This window comes from Streptomyces sp. NPDC050264, assembly GCF_040655895.1.
Taxonomy (GTDB): Bacteria; Actinomycetota; Actinomycetes; order Streptomycetales; family Streptomycetaceae; genus Streptomyces.
Window position 1 is genome coordinate 60,332 of sequence record NZ_JBFAKV010000026.1, and the last position, 16,019, is coordinate 76,350.

The following is a 16,019-nucleotide window of genomic DNA, read 5'->3' on the forward strand; positions in this document are numbered from 1 at the left end:
CTAGCCGACCGGCAGGGGTGCAGCGCAAGTCGGTTGCCCCGAGGGGTTCCTGACGGCAGCGGACGGGTTCTCAGTTGGCCTCGGCGAACGCCTCGTAGACCCGCTTCGGGATCCGGCCGCGCGGCGGTACGTCGAACCGGTTGGAGCGGGCCCAGGCACGTACGGCCGCCGGGTCCGGGCTGAGGTCGGTGTGCTTGAAGGCCTTGCCGGTCCGGCTGGACTGCTTGCGCCCCGCCTGCAGGTACGGCGCGAGGGCCGTGCGGAGCTTTTTGGCATTGGCCTGGGTGAGGTCGATCTCGTACGACTTGCCGTCGAGACCGAAGACGACCGTTTCCGCCGCTTCTCCGCCGTCGATGTCGTCAAAGAGAGTGACCACGACACGCTGCGCCACGAATATCGGTCCCTTCGTCCGGCACCCCCGCTTTGACGTGCGGTGATGTCGACTGTCCAGCTCTTGTCGAGCAAAGCTCGGGCAATACTGCTCCCCGAGTTCAGGCAGGTTGCCTGTATGCGCCATTTCCTTTTTACCCTGCCCGGCAATGCGCTGGGAAGACCAGTTAAAAACCTCCGCGTGTCCGATGCCCCGCTTATCGGGACTCTTTCCCTGAATTTTCCGTGCGGATCTCATGTCGTTGCCGTAACGTGATCCGGCTCTCGTAGCTTCCTACGGTCTACGCGAGTAGAAGATTTGGGCAGGTACGCTGAACGGACCTGCTCAGCACCACACACCGGGAGTGCCAGTGGCACGCGTCGTAGTCGACGTCATGCTCAAGCCGGAGATCCTCGACCCCCAGGGCCAGGCGGTGCAGCGTGCGCTGCCGCGCCTCGGTTTCGACGGCATCTCCGACGTTCGCCAGGGAAAGCGATTCGAACTCGAAGTGGACGGGCCGGTGGATGACGCCGCCCTCGCCCGTATCCACGAGCTCGCGGAAAGCTTCCTCGCCAACACCGTGATCGAGAACTTCACCGTGAAGGTGGAAGAGGCCGCTCAGTCCGCGGTGGGGGCCGAAAAGTGACCGCTCGTATTGGCGTCGTCACCTTTCCGGGTTCGCTCGACGACCGGGACACGCAGCGCGCGATCCGGCTGGCCGGTGCCGAGCCGGTTGCCCTCTGGCACAAGGACAAGGATCTGAAGCAGGTCGACGCGGTCGTCCTGCCGGGCGGATTCAGTTACGGCGATTACCTGCGCGCGGGTGCCATCTCCCGTTTCTCGCCGGTCATGGAGACACTGATCGAGCAGGCGAAGGCGGGCCTTCCCGTCCTCGGTATCTGTAACGGGTTCCAGGTCCTCACCGAGGCCCATCTGCTCCCCGGCGCGATGCTCGGCAACGACCACCTGCACTTCATCTGCCGCGACCAGAAGCTGCGGGTGGAGAGCGCGGGGACCGCCTGGACCGCCGACTACACGGCCGGCCAGGAGATCCACATCCCGCTGAAGAACATGGACGGGCGGTACGTCGCCGACGAGCGCACCCTCGACACGCTGGAGGCGGAGGGCCGCGTCGTCTTCCGGTACCTCGACGGCAATCCGAACGGCTCGCTGCGCGACATCGCCGGCATCACGAACGAGGCGGGCAACGTCGTCGGTCTGATGCCGCACCCGGAGCACGCCGTGGAACCCCTCGTCGGGTCCGGCCGCACCGACGGCCTGCCCTTCTTCACCTCGATCCTCAAGAAGCTGGTCGCCGCCTCATGAGCCTCGACACCGTCGACAACGCCGCAAAGACCCCCGACGTCGAACTGCCCTGGGCCGAACTCGGCCTGAAGAAGGACGAGTACGAGCGGGTCGTGGAGATCCTCGGCCGTCGTCCCACGGGTGCCGAGCTCGCCATGTACTCGGTGATGTGGTCCGAGCACTGCTCGTACAAGAGCTCCAAGGTCCACCTGCGCCAGTTCGGCGAGAAGGCGCCGCACTCCGACGCCATGCTCGTCGGCATCGGTGAGAACGCCGGCGTCGTGGACGTCGGCCAGGGTTACGCCGTCACCTTCAAGGTGGAGTCCCACAACCACCCCTCTTATGTAGAGCCCTACCAGGGTGCGGCTACAGGAGTGGGCGGCATCGTGCGCGACATCATCGCCATGGGCGCGCGTCCCGTCGCCGTGGTCGACCCGCTGCGCTTCGGCGCCGCCGACCACCCCGACACCAAGCGCGTCCTGCCCGGCGTCGTCGCCGGCATCGGCGGCTACGGCAACTGCCTGGGCCTGCCGAACATCGGCGGCGAGGTCGTCTTCGACGCCTGCTACCAGGGCAACCCGCTGGTCAACGCCGGTGCGATCGGTGTCATGCGGCACGAGGACATCCACCTCGCGAAGGCGTCCGGCTCCGGCAACAAGGTCATCATGTACGGGGCCCGGACCGGCGGCGACGGCATCGGCGGCGCCTCCATCCTGGCGTCCGAGACCTTCGACGACGCGAAGCCCTCGAAGCGGCCCGCCGTCCAGGTCGGCGACCCCTTCCAGGAGAAGCTCCTCATCGAGTGCACCCTGGAGGCCTTCGCCGAGAAGCTCGTCGTCGGTATCCAGGACCTCGGCGCCGCCGGAATCTCCTGCGCCACCAGCGAACTGGCGTCGAACGGCTCGGGCGGCATGCGCGTCGAGCTGGACGACGTACCGCTGCGCGACTCCACGCTCTCGCCCGAGGAAATCCTCATGAGCGAGTCGCAGGAGCGCATGTGCGCCGTCGTGGAGCCGGAGAAGGTCGCCCGCTTCCTGGAGATCTGCGAGAAGTGGGACGTCATCGCCACCGTCATCGGTGAGGTGACCGACGGCGACCGCCTCGAGATCTTCTGGCACGGCGAGAAGATCGTCGACGTCGACCCGCGCACGGTGGCCCACGACGGTCCCGTCTACGAGCGCCCCTACGCGCGCCCCGAGTGGCAGGACGCGCTCCAGGCCGACGACGCGAACAAGCTGCCCAGGCCCTCGACGGGCGACGAACTGAAGACGCAGGTCCTCCAGCTCGTCTCCTCGCCGAACCAGGCCTCCAAGAAGTGGATCACCTCGCAGTACGACCACTTCGTGCAGGGCAACACCGTGCTCGCGCAGCCCGAGGACTCGGGCATGATCCGCATCGACGAGGAGACGGGGCTCGGCGTCGCCATCGCGACGGACGGCAACGGCCGGTTCGCGAAGCTCGACCCGTACACGGGCGCGCAGCTCGCCCTCGCGGAGGCGTACCGCAACGTCGCCACGACCGGCGCCAAGCCGCTCGCCGTCTCCGACTGCCTGAACTTCGGTTCGCCCGAGGACCCGGCCGTCATGTGGCAGTTCGCGGAGGCCATCCGCGGCCTCGCCGACGGCTGCCTGCAGCTCGGCACCCCGGTGACCGGCGGCAACGTCTCGCTCTACAACCAGACGGGCGAGGCCGCCATCCACCCGACGCCGGTCGTCGCGGTGCTCGGCGTCATCGACGATGTCGCCCGGCGCACCCCGGTCGCCTTCCGGGAAGAGGGCCAGCTCCTCTACCTGCTGGGCGACACCCGTGAGGAGTTCGGCGGTTCGGCCTGGTCGCAGGTGGTCCACGACCACCTCGGCGGTCTGCCGCCGGCCGTGGACCTGGAGCGCGAGCGGCTGCTCGGCGAGATCCTCATCTCGGCGTCCCGCGACGGCATGATCGACGCCGCGCACGACCTGTCCGACGGCGGTCTGATCCAGGCCGTGGTCGAGTCGTCGCTGCTCGGCGGCAAGGGCGCGCGGCTGATCGTCCCGGACGGTCTCTCCGCGTTCACCTTCCTCTTCTCCGAGTCGGCGGGCCGCGCGGTCGTGGCCGTGCCGCGGAGCGAGGAGCTGCGGTTCAACGACATGTGCGGGGCGCGAGGTCTGCCCGTCACCCGGATCGGTGTCGTGGACGGCTCCGGCGAGGACGCCGCGGTGGACGTGCAGGGCGAGTTCACGCTGACGCTGGCCGAGCTGCGCGAGGCGCACGAGAACACGATTCCGGCGCTGCTCGCCTGAGCGCCCCGGTTCCGCTGATCAGGCGAAGCCCCCTGCCCGTGACGGGTGGGGGGCTTCGGCGTGTTCGGGTGGCTCGGTGTTCGGATAGCTCGAACGAGGGATTGCCTGGTTCTACGTAATTACGTAATCTCGAAGAATGACGGATCTTGAGCGGCGGGTCGCCGGGTTGGAGCGGCGTCTCGATGCCCTGGAGTGCGGTCCGGCGGCGCCGACCGTCGCTCCGGGCACGTTCTGGGCGCTCGAAGGGCTGAAGGAACAGCTCGCCGACGTCACGGGCGGCGGCGTGCTGTTCACGGGATCGGTGCGGCTGCCGGGCGCGGAGGGAGGCCGGGAGTACGAGTGGCAGTACGGGGCTGTCACCGACGAGCTGCTCGCGTCCGACTGGACCGATGTGGCCGAGGCGTTCGCCGCGCTGGGGCATGGGCTGCGACTCCGGCTGCTGCGCGAGGTCCTCAGCGGGCGCACCTCCGCCACCGAGCTGGCCGAGCTCGACGACGTGGGGACCAGCGGCCAGATCTACCACCACCTGCGGCAGTTGACCGCTGCCGGGTGGCTGCGTTCCGCGGGGCGGGGGCGCTATGAGGTGCCGGCGGGGAGAGTCGTGCCGCTCCTGGTGGCGCTGACCGCGGCCCGACCGGCCTGACGGGACGAGACGACGAGACGAGACGAGCGGGACCAAAACTGGGGGAGCCATGTCCGTGCGCAATCTGTCTGTACGCAATCTGTCTGTACGCAAGACCGCGATGGTGTTCTACCGCCTGCTTCAGCTGGCGTTCCTGGCCATGATCGTCGGGGAGTTCTTCGACGGCTGGCCACTGGCCTGGGGCTGGGCGTTCGTGCCGGGAGGGCTGTCCTTCGCGGTGGCGCTGGCCATGGGCAGACTCACGCCCCGCCCGAAGGACGCCGACCGGGAACCCGTCGAGGTGGACCCACCGGTGCGCGGGCGCTGGACCGCGGTGAACAGTCCGGCGGACAAGGTGCCGAGCCACGGCACGCACGCGTACGGGCAGACCTACGCGATCGACATCGTGGCGGAGGGCGACGACGGGGAGCGGGAGCGGCCCGGGTTCGCCGCCGTGTGGCCGATTGCCCGGCGCCCCCGTGCCTTCCCCGGATTCGGCGAGCCGCTGTACGCCGTCGCGGATGCCACGGTCGTCCACGTTTCCGACTGGCGCCGCGACCACATGAGCCGCAACTCCGGTGCCGCGCTTGCCTACTTGATGCTCCTGGAGAGTGCGATACGGGAGATGGGCGGCGCGGGCTGGATCATCGGCAACCATGTCGTGCTCGATCTGGGGGACGGGGTCCACGCCCTGTACGGGCATCTGCGGCGCGGCTCCCTCGCGGTGCGCCCCGGCGACCGGGTGCGGGCCGGCCAGGAGCTGGCCCGCTGCGGCAACTCCGGGAACTCGACGGAGCCGCACGTCCACTTCCAGCTGATGGACGGCCCCGACCCGGACTCGGCGGCAGGCCTCCCGTTCCGCTGGAGCGGGGTCGTGGTGCCGGCGGGCGGCGAGACGTTCACGGTCGATCGAGCGCAGGCCGATCGAGTGCAGGCCGATCCGGCGCCGGCTGGTCGGACGCGGGTCGGCTGAGCGGCGGTGCGCCGGTGTCTGCTCCGTGGCGGCGAGGCAGTCGCGTGGCCAGCAGGGTTCCGAGCAGCATCACGGCGGCCCCGCACCAGAACACGAGGTCAGTGGCGTGGACGAAGTCCCTTACAGCGACGGCGTGTTGGGCGCCGCGCAGCGTGGGGATGGTGTTGACGTCGGTGTCGAGCAGGCGGAACAGCATGGTGCCGAAGAGGGCCGCGCCCAGCGCGTTTCCGAGGGTCTGGAAGAAGCGGATGCTCGTCGTGGCCACGCCGAGCAGCGGGCGGGGAGCGGCGTCCTGCACGAGTTGGATCAATTGGCCGATGAGCTGTCCGAAGCCGATTCCGGCCAGGAGCAGTTCGGCGCGGACCAGCCACAGGGAGGTGTCGGGCCCGAGGGTCGTGGCGAGGAGGACGAAGACCGTCGTCATCGTCAGGGTGCCGGTGACGGTGAAGGTCCGTGCCGACCAGCGCAGCCGTCCCGCGAGCAGTCCGGCGGCCGTCATCCCGAGCGCCATCGGCAGCAGATACAGGCCCGCGGCGGAGCTGGAGAGACCCCGGGCGACCTGGAGATAGACCAGGACGTAGTAGATCGCGCACATCATGGCGGCGCCGGTGATGCCCTGGACGGCGAAGCCCCAGCGCAGTTCGGGGATGCGGAAGAGCGAGAGGGGGAGGACGGGTTCGGCGGCGCGGGACTGGCGCCAGAGGAAGAGGCCGAGCCCCGCGGTGGCCGCGCACAGCAGCCCGATGATCTCCGGTGACGACCAGGCGTACTTCTTGCCGCCCCAGTCGGTGGCCAGCAGCAGAGCCGTGGAGAACGCGGCGGCCAGAGCCGCCCCGGCCCAGTCGACGGGGCGGCGCACCGGGTGCTCCGGCAGGTTCAGGACGAGCGCGGAGGCGGCGAGGACGGCGAGGCCGATGGGCAGGTTGACGTAGAAGATCCAGCGCCAGCTCGCGTGGTCGGAGAGGAAGCCGCCGAGCCAGGGGCCGAGCGCCATGCCGCCGCCGGCCACGATGCCGCCGAGCCCGCCGCCGCTGCCACCGTTCCGGTCGTCGTCGGGGTCCCTGAGGTGGGCGATCACCACCATCGTGACGCTCATCAGGCCGCCGCCGCCCAGGCCCTGCACGGCGCGGGCCGCGATCAGCTGGGTCATCGACTGGGCGAGCCCGCACAGCGCCGAGCCGAGGAGGAACGTGGCGACGGCCCCGACGAAGACCCGTTTGGCGCCGAGGGTGTCGCACAGCCTGCCGTACAGCGGCAGCATCGCGGCCGAAGCGAGCGCGAACGCGCTGACCAGCCAGGGGAATCGGTCGATGCCGTGTGCCGGGTCGAGGTCGCGGACGATCGGCACGGCGGCCGCCGAGACGATCTGCATGTCGAGGACGGCCAGGACGATCGTGAGGAGGCAGAGGACCATCCCGACCTTGCGTTGAGCCGTGGTCATCGCAGTTGAGGTCATCGGAGTCGCCGGGGCCGGTGTCGCGGGAGGGGGCATGCGGTTCACCGTGCCTGAGAAAATATACCGAGTCAATATTTAAGCCGGGACTAAATTTTGTCTTGGTACAGTGTCGCCATGGCTGACGACGGACTCGGGCTGCGCGAGCGCAAGAAGAAGCAGACGGCGTCGAAGCTGTGGCGCACGGCCGCGGACCTGTTTCTGGAGCACGGCTTCGACCAGGTCTCCGTCGCGCAGATCGCCGAGGCCGCCGAGGTCTCGAAGATGACGGTCTTCAACTACTTCAAGACCAAGGAAGACCTGCTGCTCAGCCCCATGGAGGAGCACATCGAGGACCTTGCGCGGGCCCTCAGGGAGCGCGCGCCGGGGCAGACCGCGGTCGACGCGACGCGCGGGATGGTCCTGCGCAAGGTCGCCGAGCGGGACCCGTCGATCGGGCTGAGCGAGGAGGGCGGCGAGCTGGCGCTGATCCAGCTGATCAACGGCACACCCGCCCTGGCCCGCCGTGCCCTGCTGTGGTCGGTGCGCAGCGAGCGGCTCGCCGCCGAAGTGCTCACCGAGGAGACCGGGGACGCGCTGCTCTCCGCGGTGGCCGCGGCCCAACTGGCGGGTGTGGTCAGCACGTTGATGAGCGAGCACCATCGGAGGGTGTTGGCGGGCGAGTCCCCGGCGGATGTCGCGGCGGGTGCTCCGGAGCGCGTGGAGCGGGCGTTCGCGCTGGTCGAAATGGGGATGAGCGGGTTCGCGGTGCGGGCGTAGGGTCGCCGGCATGACACCTTCGCCGAGCGGTAGTGGCAGCAGTGGCAGGGGCGGCGTCGGAGGGACCGGGGCGGCGTCCAAGAAGCGTGTGCGTGCCTACGCCTCCGCCAAGATCCGCGATGCCGTGCTGACCCAGTTCGGGAACGTACGGAAGGCGGCCGAGAGCCTCACGCCCGAGCAGCTCGCGGGCCCGACGCGGCTCGGCGACTGGACGGTGCGGGACCTGCTCGCGCACCTGTCGATGGCCCTCGGCGCGGTCGACCGGTTCCTCGCGCTGCCGGAGCCGGCCAAGTCCGAGGTGGCCGCGCTCGACTGGCCGTTCGCCACGGCCGCCAACGCGCCGGGCATCGCGGACCGCAGCCGTGACGTCGCCCGCGACCACCCCGACATCACGGCGCTGCTCGCCCGGACCGAGGAGCGCTTCGTGGCGAACCTGGCCGAAACCGCCGACAGCCGGGTGCTCCCGGTGCGGACCGGCGCCATGTCCTTCGCCGACTATCTCGTCACCCGCACCGTCGAACTCGTCGTCCACACGGACGATCTGAACGACGCGGTGGCCGGCCTCGACGTCCCGTTCGACCGGCAGGCGCTGGCCGCCTGCACCCGGCTGCTCGCCGACGCGCTCGCCCTGAAGGCGCCGGGGGCCTCGACCGAGGTGCGGGTCCCGCCGTTCGCCGTCGTCCAGTGCGTGGAGGGCCCCCGGCACACCCGCGGCACCCCGCCGAACGTGGTGGAGACGGACCCGCTGACCTGGATCCGGCTTGCCACGGGACGTACGCCGTGGTCGGTGGCGATCGACGACGCGCTCGTCAGCGCAAGCGGTGAACGAGCCGATCTGACAGGGCTGTTGCCGATCATGGCGTGAAACGAACGGCGGTACGGAACCGATCCGGGGGGCCGCCCCGTCCCATCGGCATGTTCACGCAACGCAGCACCCGCGCCCTGTTCACCGCCGCTCTGCCCCTGGTCGCGCTCACCACCGTCGCGGCCTGCGGTAACGAGAAGGCGCCCGGCACGGTGAAGGTCGGCGGCGCTCCGGTCGCCGGCGTCACCTGGAACGTGGAGAGCGTGACGGTGGACGGGGCGACGACGAAGGCACCGAGCGGCACGTACCTGAAGTTCGTCTCGGACGAACGAGTACGCGGAAACTACGGCTGCAACGACTTCGACGCGCAGGCCAGGGTCGACGGCGACAGTGTCGACCTGGGCACATCGAGGACGACGCTCATGGGGTGCGCCGACAAGAACCAGCGCGCCTTCGAGAAGACCCTCGCCCGCGCCCTCGCCGACAAGAACACCGTCAAGGCCCAGGGCGACGACCGGCTCACACTCACCCGCGCCAACGGCGACACGATTCGCCTCGCCAAGCAGCGTGACGCCGAGCTCGTGGGCACGCGGTGGACGGTCGACACGCTCCACTCCGGCGACGCGGCCCAGTCCCTGCCGGAGGCGGCGCGGGACCGGGCCCGGCTCGTCTTCGACAAGGACGGCCACGTCCAAGCCCGCCTCGGCTGCAACAGCGGCAGCGCCAAGGCCACCGTCAAGGACGGCCGCATCACCTTCGGCCCGCTGGTCAGCACCAAGATGGGCTGCGTCGGTGAGGCCGCGGAGCTGGAGAAGACGATGAAGAGCGTCCTCGACGGCAAGGCGAGCTACGAGATCCAGGGCGACGGCCTCACCCTGACCGCGGCCGACGGCACCGCGGTAGGGCTCAGGGCGGCGAAGTGACGCCCGGCCGCGGGGCCCTCAGGCCGGGTACGGCAGGAGCTCCTTGTCCTTCTTCTCCCAGACGGCCTTCAGCTCGGCCAGCAGCGCCGGCTCGTCTGCCGCCCGGTCGGCCTGCTCGCGCCGGTCGGCGGAGAGGTCGAACAGCTGGTCCGCGCCGCCCTTTCCGCGGTAGTACTTCCAGTCGCCGCGCCGCACGGCGCGCTCCCCGCGCACCCGCCAGAACAGCTCGCGCTCGGCCAGTTCCTCGCCGCGCAGCAGATATCCGGCGAGGCTGGTGCCGTCGAGCGGGTACGCCTGGTCGGGCCGCGCCCCGCCGATCTCGAGCAGCGTCGCCGTCCAGTCGGGCGTGAAGACGGGCTCGTGGCTGACCTGCCCGCCGTCCAGACGCGCGGGCCAGCGCACGATCGTCGGCACGCGGATGCCGCCTTCCTGGAGGGACGACTTGTTGCCGGTCAGCGGCCAGTTGTAGGAGAAGCGCTCGCCGCCGTTGTCCGAGGCGAAGAAGACGAGGGTGTCCTTCTCCTGCCCGGACTCCTTGAGCGCCTTCAGCACCTGCCCGACCGACCGGTCCAGGTCCTGGACCATCTCCGTGTACTTCTCCACGGACCCGCCGTCGTTGTGGAAGAGCGCCCCGGCGTTCCCGGCCTTGATCTTCCGTACGACCTCGGCGCTCTCCGCCTCGTCGCCGTCGGCTATCCACGGCCAGTGCGGGGTGGTGAAGTTCAGGTTGAGCAGCCACGGCTTGTCGCCGTGGTCGCGCCCCACGTACTCGCTCGCCCGCTCGGTCAGGATCCGCGTGTAGTACCGCAGGTCCTTGTACTCGGCGTCGCCCTCCCGTACGTCGCCCTTGTACAGGTCGTACTCACCGGCGAGCCCGAGCTTCGAGTAGTACTCCAGGGCCCCGCCGAAGTTTCCGAAGAACTCGTCCCAGCCCGACTTGGTCGGCGAGTAGTCCGGCAGATAGCCGCAGTGCCACTTGCCGATCAGCGCGGTCGCGTACCCGGCGCCCCGCAGCAGCGAGGCGAGGGTGGGGTGGTTCGGGTCGAGCCCGACGGACCGGTCGGCGATCGGCTCGGCGAGCCCGCCCTTCGTACGCCCCGGATAACGGCCCGTGTAGAGGCTGAACCGGGTCGGCGAGCAGGTCGCGGAGCCGCTGTACGCGTCGGTGAAGCGGACCCCCTGCCGGGCCAGCTTGTCCAGGTGGGGGGTGTTGATGTGCGGAGCGCCGTACGAGGAGAGGTCGGCCCAGCCCAGGTCGTCACCGAGGATGAACAGGATGTTGGGCCGCTTGGCGGGCCGTCCGGCGGCACGGAACGGGCGCTCCGCCGGAGCGGGTTCGGACGCGGCTTCGGCGGGCGGGGCCGCTGTGCCGAGCGCGGCGACGGTCGCCGAGGCGCCGATCACCCCGCCGAAGGCGCGCCGGGACAGGTTCGAGGCATGCGAGGGCATGGAAGGTCTCCGCAGGAGCTGGAAGGAAGCAGGAAGGGGCCCCGCTCCTCCGGCGCGAAGGAGCGGAACACGGACGTTCCGGGTACGGCGGGGTACGGCGGGACAGCTCAGGCGCGGCGACAGATCGCGCTGGCGACACGGACGAGGTCGACGTGCCGGCGCTCCACGAGGGTGACCGTGCGGTCACGGAGGGGCTGCATGATCCAGGACGATGCCGACCCGGACGTACACCTGTCAACGGCCGGTCCGCACTCCGGACGCACGGAGTGCGTCCCGTCACATTCGGCGCGGGCGCCACCCCGCGGCCCGGCCGACCCGGCATTCACCCCGGCGAACAGCGGCGGAGCCCTGCAATACCGGGCCCGAGGAGCCTTCGGCGCCGTCTCGCGCTACGCGCGTCCGGTGGCTTCCACCAAGCGCGGCGGGGCCCCGTCGACGTAGGAACCGACCATCCCCAATTCGGACCCGTGGTCGATCTCGCCTACACTCGAAGGCGTGCCACGTGGTGACGGTCGACTCAATCATGATCTGCTCCCCGGCGAGAAAGGCCCCCAGGACGCTTGCGGCGTCTTCGGTGTCTGGGCTCCGGGTGAAGAGGTCGCCAAGCTCACTTACTTCGGGCTCTACGCCCTCCAACACCGGGGTCAGGAATCCGCGGGAATCGCGGTCAGTAATGGTTCCCAGATCCTCGTCTTCAAGGACATGGGACTCGTTTCCCAGGTCTTCGACGAAACGTCCCTGAGCTCCCTGCAAGGTCATATCGCGGTCGGTCACGCCCGCTACTCGACCACCGGGGCCTCCGTCTGGGAGAACGCCCAGCCGACGTTCCGTGCCACCGCGCACGGCTCGATCGCGCTCGGTCACAACGGCAACCTGGTCAACACGGCGCAGCTCGCCGAGATGGTCGCCGCCCTCCCCAAGGAGAACGGGCGGTCGACGCAGGTCGCCGCCACGAACGACACCGACCTGATCACCGCGCTGCTCGCGGGCCAGGTCGACGACGACGGCAAGCCCCTGACCATAGAAGAGGCCGCGCCCAAGGTGCTGCCCCAGGCCCAGGGCGCCTTCTCGCTCGTCTTCATGAACGAGAACACCCTGTACGCGGCCCGTGACCCGCAGGGCATCCGCCCGCTGGTCCTCGGCCGCCTGGAGCGCGGCTGGGTCGTCGCCTCCGAGTCCGCCGCTCTCGACATCTGCGGCGCCGCGTACGTACGTGAGATCGAGCCGGGCGAGTTCGTCGCGATCGACGAGAACGGCCTGCGAACGTCCCGCTTCGCCGAAGCAAAGCCCAAGGGCTGTGTCTTCGAGTACGTCTATCTGGCCCGTCCCGACACGGACATCGCGGGCCGGAACGTGTACCTCTCCCGCGTGGAGATGGGCCGCCGCCTGGCGAAGGAGGCCCCCGCAGAGGCCGATCTCGTCATAGCGACCCCGGAGTCCGGCACGCCGGCCGCGATCGGTTACGCCGAGGCCAGCGGCATCCCCTTCGGTGCGGGCCTGGTGAAGAACGCCTACGTGGGCCGCACCTTCATCCAGCCCTCGCAGACGATCCGCCAGCTCGGCATCCGGCTGAAGCTGAACCCCCTCAAGGAAGTGATCAAGGGCAAGAAGCTCGTGGTCGTCGACGACTCGATCGTCCGCGGCAACACGCAGCGCGCCCTGGTCCGCATGCTCCGCGAGGCGGGCGCGGCGGAGGTCCACATCCGGATCTCGTCCCCGCCCGTGAAGTGGCCCTGCTTCTTCGGCATCGACTTCGCGACCCGCGCGGAGCTGATCGCCAACGGCATGTCGGTCGAGGAGATCGGCACCTCGCTGGGTGCCGACTCGCTCTCCTACATCTCCATCGACGGCATGATCGAGGCGACCACCATCGCCAAGCCGGACCTCTGCCGCGCCTGCTTCGACGGCGAGTACCCGATGGATCTTCCCGACCCCGAACTGCTCGGCAAGCAGCTCCTGGAGACGGAACTGGCCGCGGGTCCGGCGTCCACGGCGGCGAACGACGCGATCCGTCGTCCGTAACCTCCGCAGCTCCGACACGAAAGCTCTCCACACTCATGTCTTCTGAGTCTTCCGAGCGTGCTCCCCGCGTGGGCACCGGTGCCAGCTATGCCTCCGCGGGCGTGGACATCGAAGCGGGCGACCGCGCCGTCGAGCTGATGAAGGAGTGGGTGAAGAAGACGCAGCGCCCCGAGGTCCTCGGCGGCCTCGGCGGTTTCGCCGGCCTCTTCGACGCCTCCGCCCTCAAGAAGTACGAGCGGCCCCTGCTGGCCTCCGCGACCGACGGCGTCGGCACCAAGGTCGACATCGCCCGCCGCCTCGGCGTCTACGACACCATCGGGCACGACCTCGTCGCGATGGTCATGGACGACATCGTCGTGTGCGGCGCCGAGCCGCTCTTCATGACCGACTACATCTGCGTCGGCAAGGTCCACCCGGAGCGTGTCGCCGCGATCGTGAAGGGCATCGCCGAAGGCTGCGTCCTCGCGGGCTGCGCCCTCGTCGGCGGTGAGACGGCCGAGCACCCCGGACTGCTCGGCCCGGACGACTTCGACGTCGCCGGCGCCGGCACGGGTGTCGTGGAGTACGACAACCTGCTGGGACCGGATCGCATCCGTAAGGGTGACGCGGTGATCGCCATGGAGTCGTCCGGTCTTCACTCGAACGGGTACTCGCTGGTCCGCCACGTCCTCCTGGAGCACGCCGGGATGGCCCTGGAGCAGCAGGTCGACGAGCTCGGCCGGACGCTCGGCGAGGAGCTCCTGGAGCCGACGAAGATCTACTCCCTGGACTGTCTCTCCCTCACCAGCACCACAGAGGTCCACGCCTACAGCCACATCACCGGCGGCGGTCTCGCGGCCAATCTCGCCCGGGTGATCCCGGACGGCCTGCACGCCACCGTGGAGCGCTCCACGTGGGCCCCTGGAGCGATCTTCGACCTCGTCGGCAAGGCCGGCCAGGTGGAGCGCCTGGAGCTCGAGAAGACGCTGAACATGGGCGTCGGCATGATGGCGATCGTCCCGCAGGAGTCGGTCGACGTCGCCCTCACGACCCTCGCCGACCGCGGCGTGGAGTCCTGGGTGGCCGGCGAGATCACCGACCGCGGCGAGCACGCCACGGGCGCCGAGCTCACGGGCGACTACGCGAAGTAGGCCCCTCCGGGGCGCCGCGCGGGGCAGGAGTCCGGAGCGGCGCTCCGAAGGCAGCACGGAAGAAGACAGCACAAAACCCGGTCCGGCGTGGTGACCACCCCGGACCGGGTGAAGTGCAGCAGGAAGCAGAAATCAGTCAGCAGAGATCAGCTACGTGCTGGTGGTGCTGGTACGAGGTCAAGCGCCGCGGCGCTGAGACGAAGGACCGGACCCGTCGGAGTCCTCGTCCTCGCCCTCGTCGTACAGATCCGCATAGCGGGCGTACGGGTCGTCTTCCTCGTCGTCGTCCTCGAAAGGCTCGCCGTTAGGCGGCTGATTCGATACTGGCTCCGACGATGCGCCCAGCTCATTGGCCAGACGCGACAGGTCAGTCCCGCCGCTGCTGTACTTCAGCTGGCGGGCGACCTTCGTCTGCTTGGCCTTTGCCCGGCCGCGCCCCATGGCTCGACCCCCTCGAATACGGGGCTCGGTGGCCCCAGAGTCTTGACACGCGTTCATGAACTGGAACGGGCTCCCCGTAAGGAGACCGGTCCGTAGGGCTTCCACGGTACCTGAGCCCACGCCCATACGGTACGTCGCCCGCAGGACGCGCCTGTGCACAGGACCAGCAAGGAGCCCTGTCCTCGCTGGTCAGCTGCATTTTAACCTCTTCTTGGACGGCGACCCGCCGATCGGCGTGACTCTCGTTACGTAGCCGCCCCGATCAGTGCCGGGAACGCGCCTCCGCCATCCTCTGTTCGGCGATCCGGTCGGCCGCGGCGGCTGGCGGAATCCCATCGTCCTTTGCGCGCGCGAAGATGGAAAGCGTGGTGTCGAAGATCTTCGAGGCCTTGGCTTTGCACCGGTCGAAGTCGAAACCGTGCAGTTCGTCGGCGACCTGGATGACGCCGCCCGCGTTCACCACATAGTCCGGGGCGTAGAGGATCCCGCGATCGGCGAGGTCCTTCTCGACGCCCGGGTGCGCGAGCTGGTTGTTGGCAGCGCCGCACACCACCTTCGCGGTGAGCACCGGCACGCTGTCGTCGTTCAGGGCGCCGCCCAGCGCGCAGGGGGCGTAGATGTCGAGCCCCTCGACGCGGATCAGCTCTTCGGTGTCGGCGGCCACCGCGACTTCGGGGTGCTGGTCCGTGACGCGCCGCACGGACTCGGGGCGCACATCCGTCACCACGACCTCGGCGCCGTCCGACAGCAGGTGCTCGACCAGGTGGTGCCCCACCTTGCCGACGCCCGCGACGCCGACCTTGCGGCCGCGCAGCGTCGGGTCGCCCCACAGGTGCTGGGCGCTGGCCCGCATGCCCTGGAAGACGCCGTAGGCGGTGAGCACGGAGGAGTCGCCCGCGCCGCCGTTCTCGGGGGAGCGCCCGGTGGTCCAGCGGCACTCGCGCGCGACCACGTCCATGTCGGCCACGTAGGTGCCGACGTCGCAGGCCGTCACGTACCGGCCGCCGAGGGAGGCCACGAACCGGCCGTACGCGAGCAGCAGTTGCTCGCTCTTGATCACATCGGGGTCGCCGATGATCACGGCCTTGCCGCCGCCGTGGTCGAGGCCGGCCATGGCGTTCTTGTACGACATGCCGCGCGCCAGGTTCAGGGCGTCGGCGACGGCCGCGGCCTCGGAGGCGTACGGGTAGAAGCGCGTGCCGCCGAGGGCCGGGCCCAGGGCGGTGTTGTGCAGGGCGATGACGGCCTTGAGGCCGCTCGCCCGGTCCTGGCAGAGCACGACCTGCTCGTGCCCGCCCTGGTCCGAGTGGAAGAGCGTGTGCAGCACATCAGAGGCAGCGGAGGCGCCGGAGATGGTGACAGGGTCGCCGGTCACATCGGTCACTGTGGTGACTCCCAAGTACGTAGCGGCGGTTGGGCGGAATCCCGTGCGGGTGGCGGGCTTTCCGTCTTTTCGTGGGCACGAGATTAGAGCGTGTACGTGCCCGC

The 16,019-nt window shown here is 69.7% G+C and carries 16 protein-coding genes; 10 read left to right on the plus strand and 6 right to left on the minus strand.

Features of this window, described 5'->3' with window-relative positions; all coding sequences use genetic code 11:
- Positions 1 to 70 precede the first annotated feature (70 nt).
- Positions 71 to 391: an Lsr2 family protein gene (locus AB0J02_RS35060; RefSeq protein WP_363197885.1), complete on the minus strand. Its 321-nt coding sequence runs from the start codon at positions 389 to 391 to the stop codon at positions 71 to 73.
- Positions 392 to 740: 349 nt separating this feature from the next.
- On the opposite strand from AB0J02_RS35060, the gene purS reads away from it, so the two are divergent.
- The 5 genes from purS (at position 741) to AB0J02_RS35085 (ending at position 5,549) form a co-directional block, all read left to right on the plus strand.
- Positions 741 to 1,016: a phosphoribosylformylglycinamidine synthase subunit PurS gene (gene purS / locus AB0J02_RS35065; protein WP_363197886.1), complete on the plus strand. Its 276-nt coding sequence runs from the start codon at positions 741 to 743 to the stop codon at positions 1,014 to 1,016.
- Positions 1,013 to 1,696, plus strand: a complete 684-nt coding sequence (gene purQ, locus AB0J02_RS35070; RefSeq protein WP_363197887.1) for a phosphoribosylformylglycinamidine synthase subunit PurQ — start codon at positions 1,013 to 1,015, stop codon at positions 1,694 to 1,696. Before purS ends, purQ begins: the two co-directional genes overlap by 4 nt.
- On the plus strand, positions 1,693 to 3,954 hold the full coding sequence (purL, locus tag AB0J02_RS35075) for a phosphoribosylformylglycinamidine synthase subunit PurL (RefSeq protein ID WP_363197888.1): 2,262 nt from the start codon (positions 1,693 to 1,695) through the stop codon (positions 3,952 to 3,954). The genes purQ and purL overlap by 4 nt, the downstream gene beginning before the upstream one ends.
- A 136-nt stretch (positions 3,955 to 4,090) precedes the next feature.
- Positions 4,091 to 4,597 (plus strand): ArsR family transcriptional regulator, encoded by a 507-nt coding sequence (locus tag AB0J02_RS35080; protein WP_363197889.1) that lies wholly within the window; start codon positions 4,091 to 4,093, stop codon positions 4,595 to 4,597.
- A 79-nt stretch (positions 4,598 to 4,676) separates the two neighbouring features.
- Positions 4,677 to 5,549: a M23 family metallopeptidase gene (locus tag AB0J02_RS35085; RefSeq protein ID WP_363197951.1), complete on the plus strand. Its 873-nt coding sequence runs from the start codon at positions 4,677 to 4,679 to the stop codon at positions 5,547 to 5,549.
- On the opposite strand, the gene AB0J02_RS35090 is transcribed toward AB0J02_RS35085, so the two are convergent.
- On the minus strand, positions 5,476 to 6,990 hold the full coding sequence (locus AB0J02_RS35090) for an MFS transporter (protein WP_363197890.1): 1,515 nt from the start codon (positions 6,988 to 6,990) through the stop codon (positions 5,476 to 5,478). The two genes, AB0J02_RS35085 and AB0J02_RS35090, sit on opposite strands and share 74 nt — an antisense overlap.
- Positions 6,991 to 7,119: 129 nt before the next feature.
- Here AB0J02_RS35090 and AB0J02_RS35095 point away from each other — a divergent pair, with 129 nt between their 5' ends.
- From AB0J02_RS35095 to AB0J02_RS35105, 3 genes are read left to right on the plus strand one after another with little or no spacing between them, the layout of a single operon-like run.
- Positions 7,120 to 7,761 carry a TetR/AcrR family transcriptional regulator gene (locus AB0J02_RS35095; RefSeq protein ID WP_363197891.1) on the plus strand — a complete coding sequence of 214 codons (642 nt, stop codon included), beginning with the start codon at positions 7,120 to 7,122 and terminating at the stop codon, positions 7,759 to 7,761.
- A 10-nt stretch (positions 7,762 to 7,771) separates the two neighbouring features.
- A complete protein-coding gene (locus AB0J02_RS35100; RefSeq protein WP_363197892.1) occupies positions 7,772 to 8,626 on the plus strand; it encodes a sterol carrier family protein in 855 nt (284 codons plus the stop codon).
- A 50-nt stretch (positions 8,627 to 8,676) separates the two neighbouring features.
- A complete protein-coding gene (locus AB0J02_RS35105) occupies positions 8,677 to 9,489 on the plus strand; it encodes an META domain-containing protein (protein ID WP_363197893.1) in 813 nt (270 codons plus the stop codon).
- A gap of 18 nt (positions 9,490 to 9,507) precedes the next feature.
- On the opposite strand, the gene AB0J02_RS35110 is transcribed toward AB0J02_RS35105, so the two are convergent.
- Complete coding sequence (locus tag AB0J02_RS35110) at positions 9,508 to 10,938, minus strand: sulfatase-like hydrolase/transferase (protein WP_363197894.1); 1,431 nt, start codon at positions 10,936 to 10,938, stop codon at positions 9,508 to 9,510.
- A gap of 107 nt (positions 10,939 to 11,045) precedes the next feature.
- Complete coding sequence (locus AB0J02_RS35115) at positions 11,046 to 11,138, minus strand: putative leader peptide (RefSeq protein WP_363197895.1); 93 nt, start codon at positions 11,136 to 11,138, stop codon at positions 11,046 to 11,048.
- A gap of 295 nt (positions 11,139 to 11,433) precedes the next feature.
- On the opposite strand from AB0J02_RS35115, the gene purF reads away from it, so the two are divergent.
- Both purF and purM read left to right on the plus strand, forming a co-directional pair.
- A complete protein-coding gene (gene purF, locus AB0J02_RS35120; protein ID WP_363197896.1) occupies positions 11,434 to 12,960 on the plus strand; it encodes an amidophosphoribosyltransferase in 1,527 nt (508 codons plus the stop codon).
- Between the two features lie 35 nt (positions 12,961 to 12,995).
- Positions 12,996 to 14,090, plus strand: a complete 1,095-nt coding sequence (purM, locus tag AB0J02_RS35125; protein ID WP_363197897.1) for a phosphoribosylformylglycinamidine cyclo-ligase — start codon at positions 12,996 to 12,998, stop codon at positions 14,088 to 14,090.
- A 177-nt stretch (positions 14,091 to 14,267) separates the two neighbouring features.
- On the opposite strand, the gene AB0J02_RS35130 is transcribed toward purM, so the two are convergent.
- Entirely contained in the window at positions 14,268 to 14,531 is a 264-nt protein-coding gene (locus AB0J02_RS35130) for a DUF3073 domain-containing protein (protein ID WP_363197898.1), read from the minus strand.
- A 262-nt stretch (positions 14,532 to 14,793) separates the two neighbouring features.
- Positions 14,794 to 15,915, minus strand: coding sequence for a Glu/Leu/Phe/Val dehydrogenase dimerization domain-containing protein (locus tag AB0J02_RS35135; protein ID WP_363197899.1), 1,122 nt, complete (start codon positions 15,913 to 15,915; stop codon positions 14,794 to 14,796).
- Between the last annotated feature and the right edge of the window lie 104 nt (positions 15,916 to 16,019).

Coding starts and splice junctions, on each gene's coding strand:
- AB0J02_RS35080 (WP_363197889.1), top strand. CDS start 4,091: ATGACGGATCTTGAGCGGCGGGTCGCCGGGTTGGAGCGGCGTCTCGAT.
- AB0J02_RS35110 (WP_363197894.1), bottom strand. CDS start 10,938: ATGCCCTCGCATGCCTCGAACCTGTCCCGGCGCGCCTTCGGCGGGGTG.
- AB0J02_RS35130 (WP_363197898.1), bottom strand. CDS start 14,531: ATGGGGCGCGGCCGGGCAAAGGCCAAGCAGACGAAGGTCGCCCGCCAG.
- AB0J02_RS35115 (WP_363197895.1), bottom strand. CDS start 11,138: ATGCAGCCCCTCCGTGACCGCACGGTCACCCTCGTGGAGCGCCGGCAC.
- AB0J02_RS35100 (WP_363197892.1), top strand. CDS start 7,772: ATGACACCTTCGCCGAGCGGTAGTGGCAGCAGTGGCAGGGGCGGCGTC.
- purL (WP_363197888.1), top strand. CDS start 1,693: ATGAGCCTCGACACCGTCGACAACGCCGCAAAGACCCCCGACGTCGAA.
- AB0J02_RS35105 (WP_363197893.1), top strand. CDS start 8,677: ATGTTCACGCAACGCAGCACCCGCGCCCTGTTCACCGCCGCTCTGCCC.
- AB0J02_RS35095 (WP_363197891.1), top strand. CDS start 7,120: ATGGCTGACGACGGACTCGGGCTGCGCGAGCGCAAGAAGAAGCAGACG.
- AB0J02_RS35090 (WP_363197890.1), bottom strand. CDS start 6,990: ATGACCACGGCTCAACGCAAGGTCGGGATGGTCCTCTGCCTCCTCACG.
- purM (WP_363197897.1), top strand. CDS start 12,996: ATGTCTTCTGAGTCTTCCGAGCGTGCTCCCCGCGTGGGCACCGGTGCC.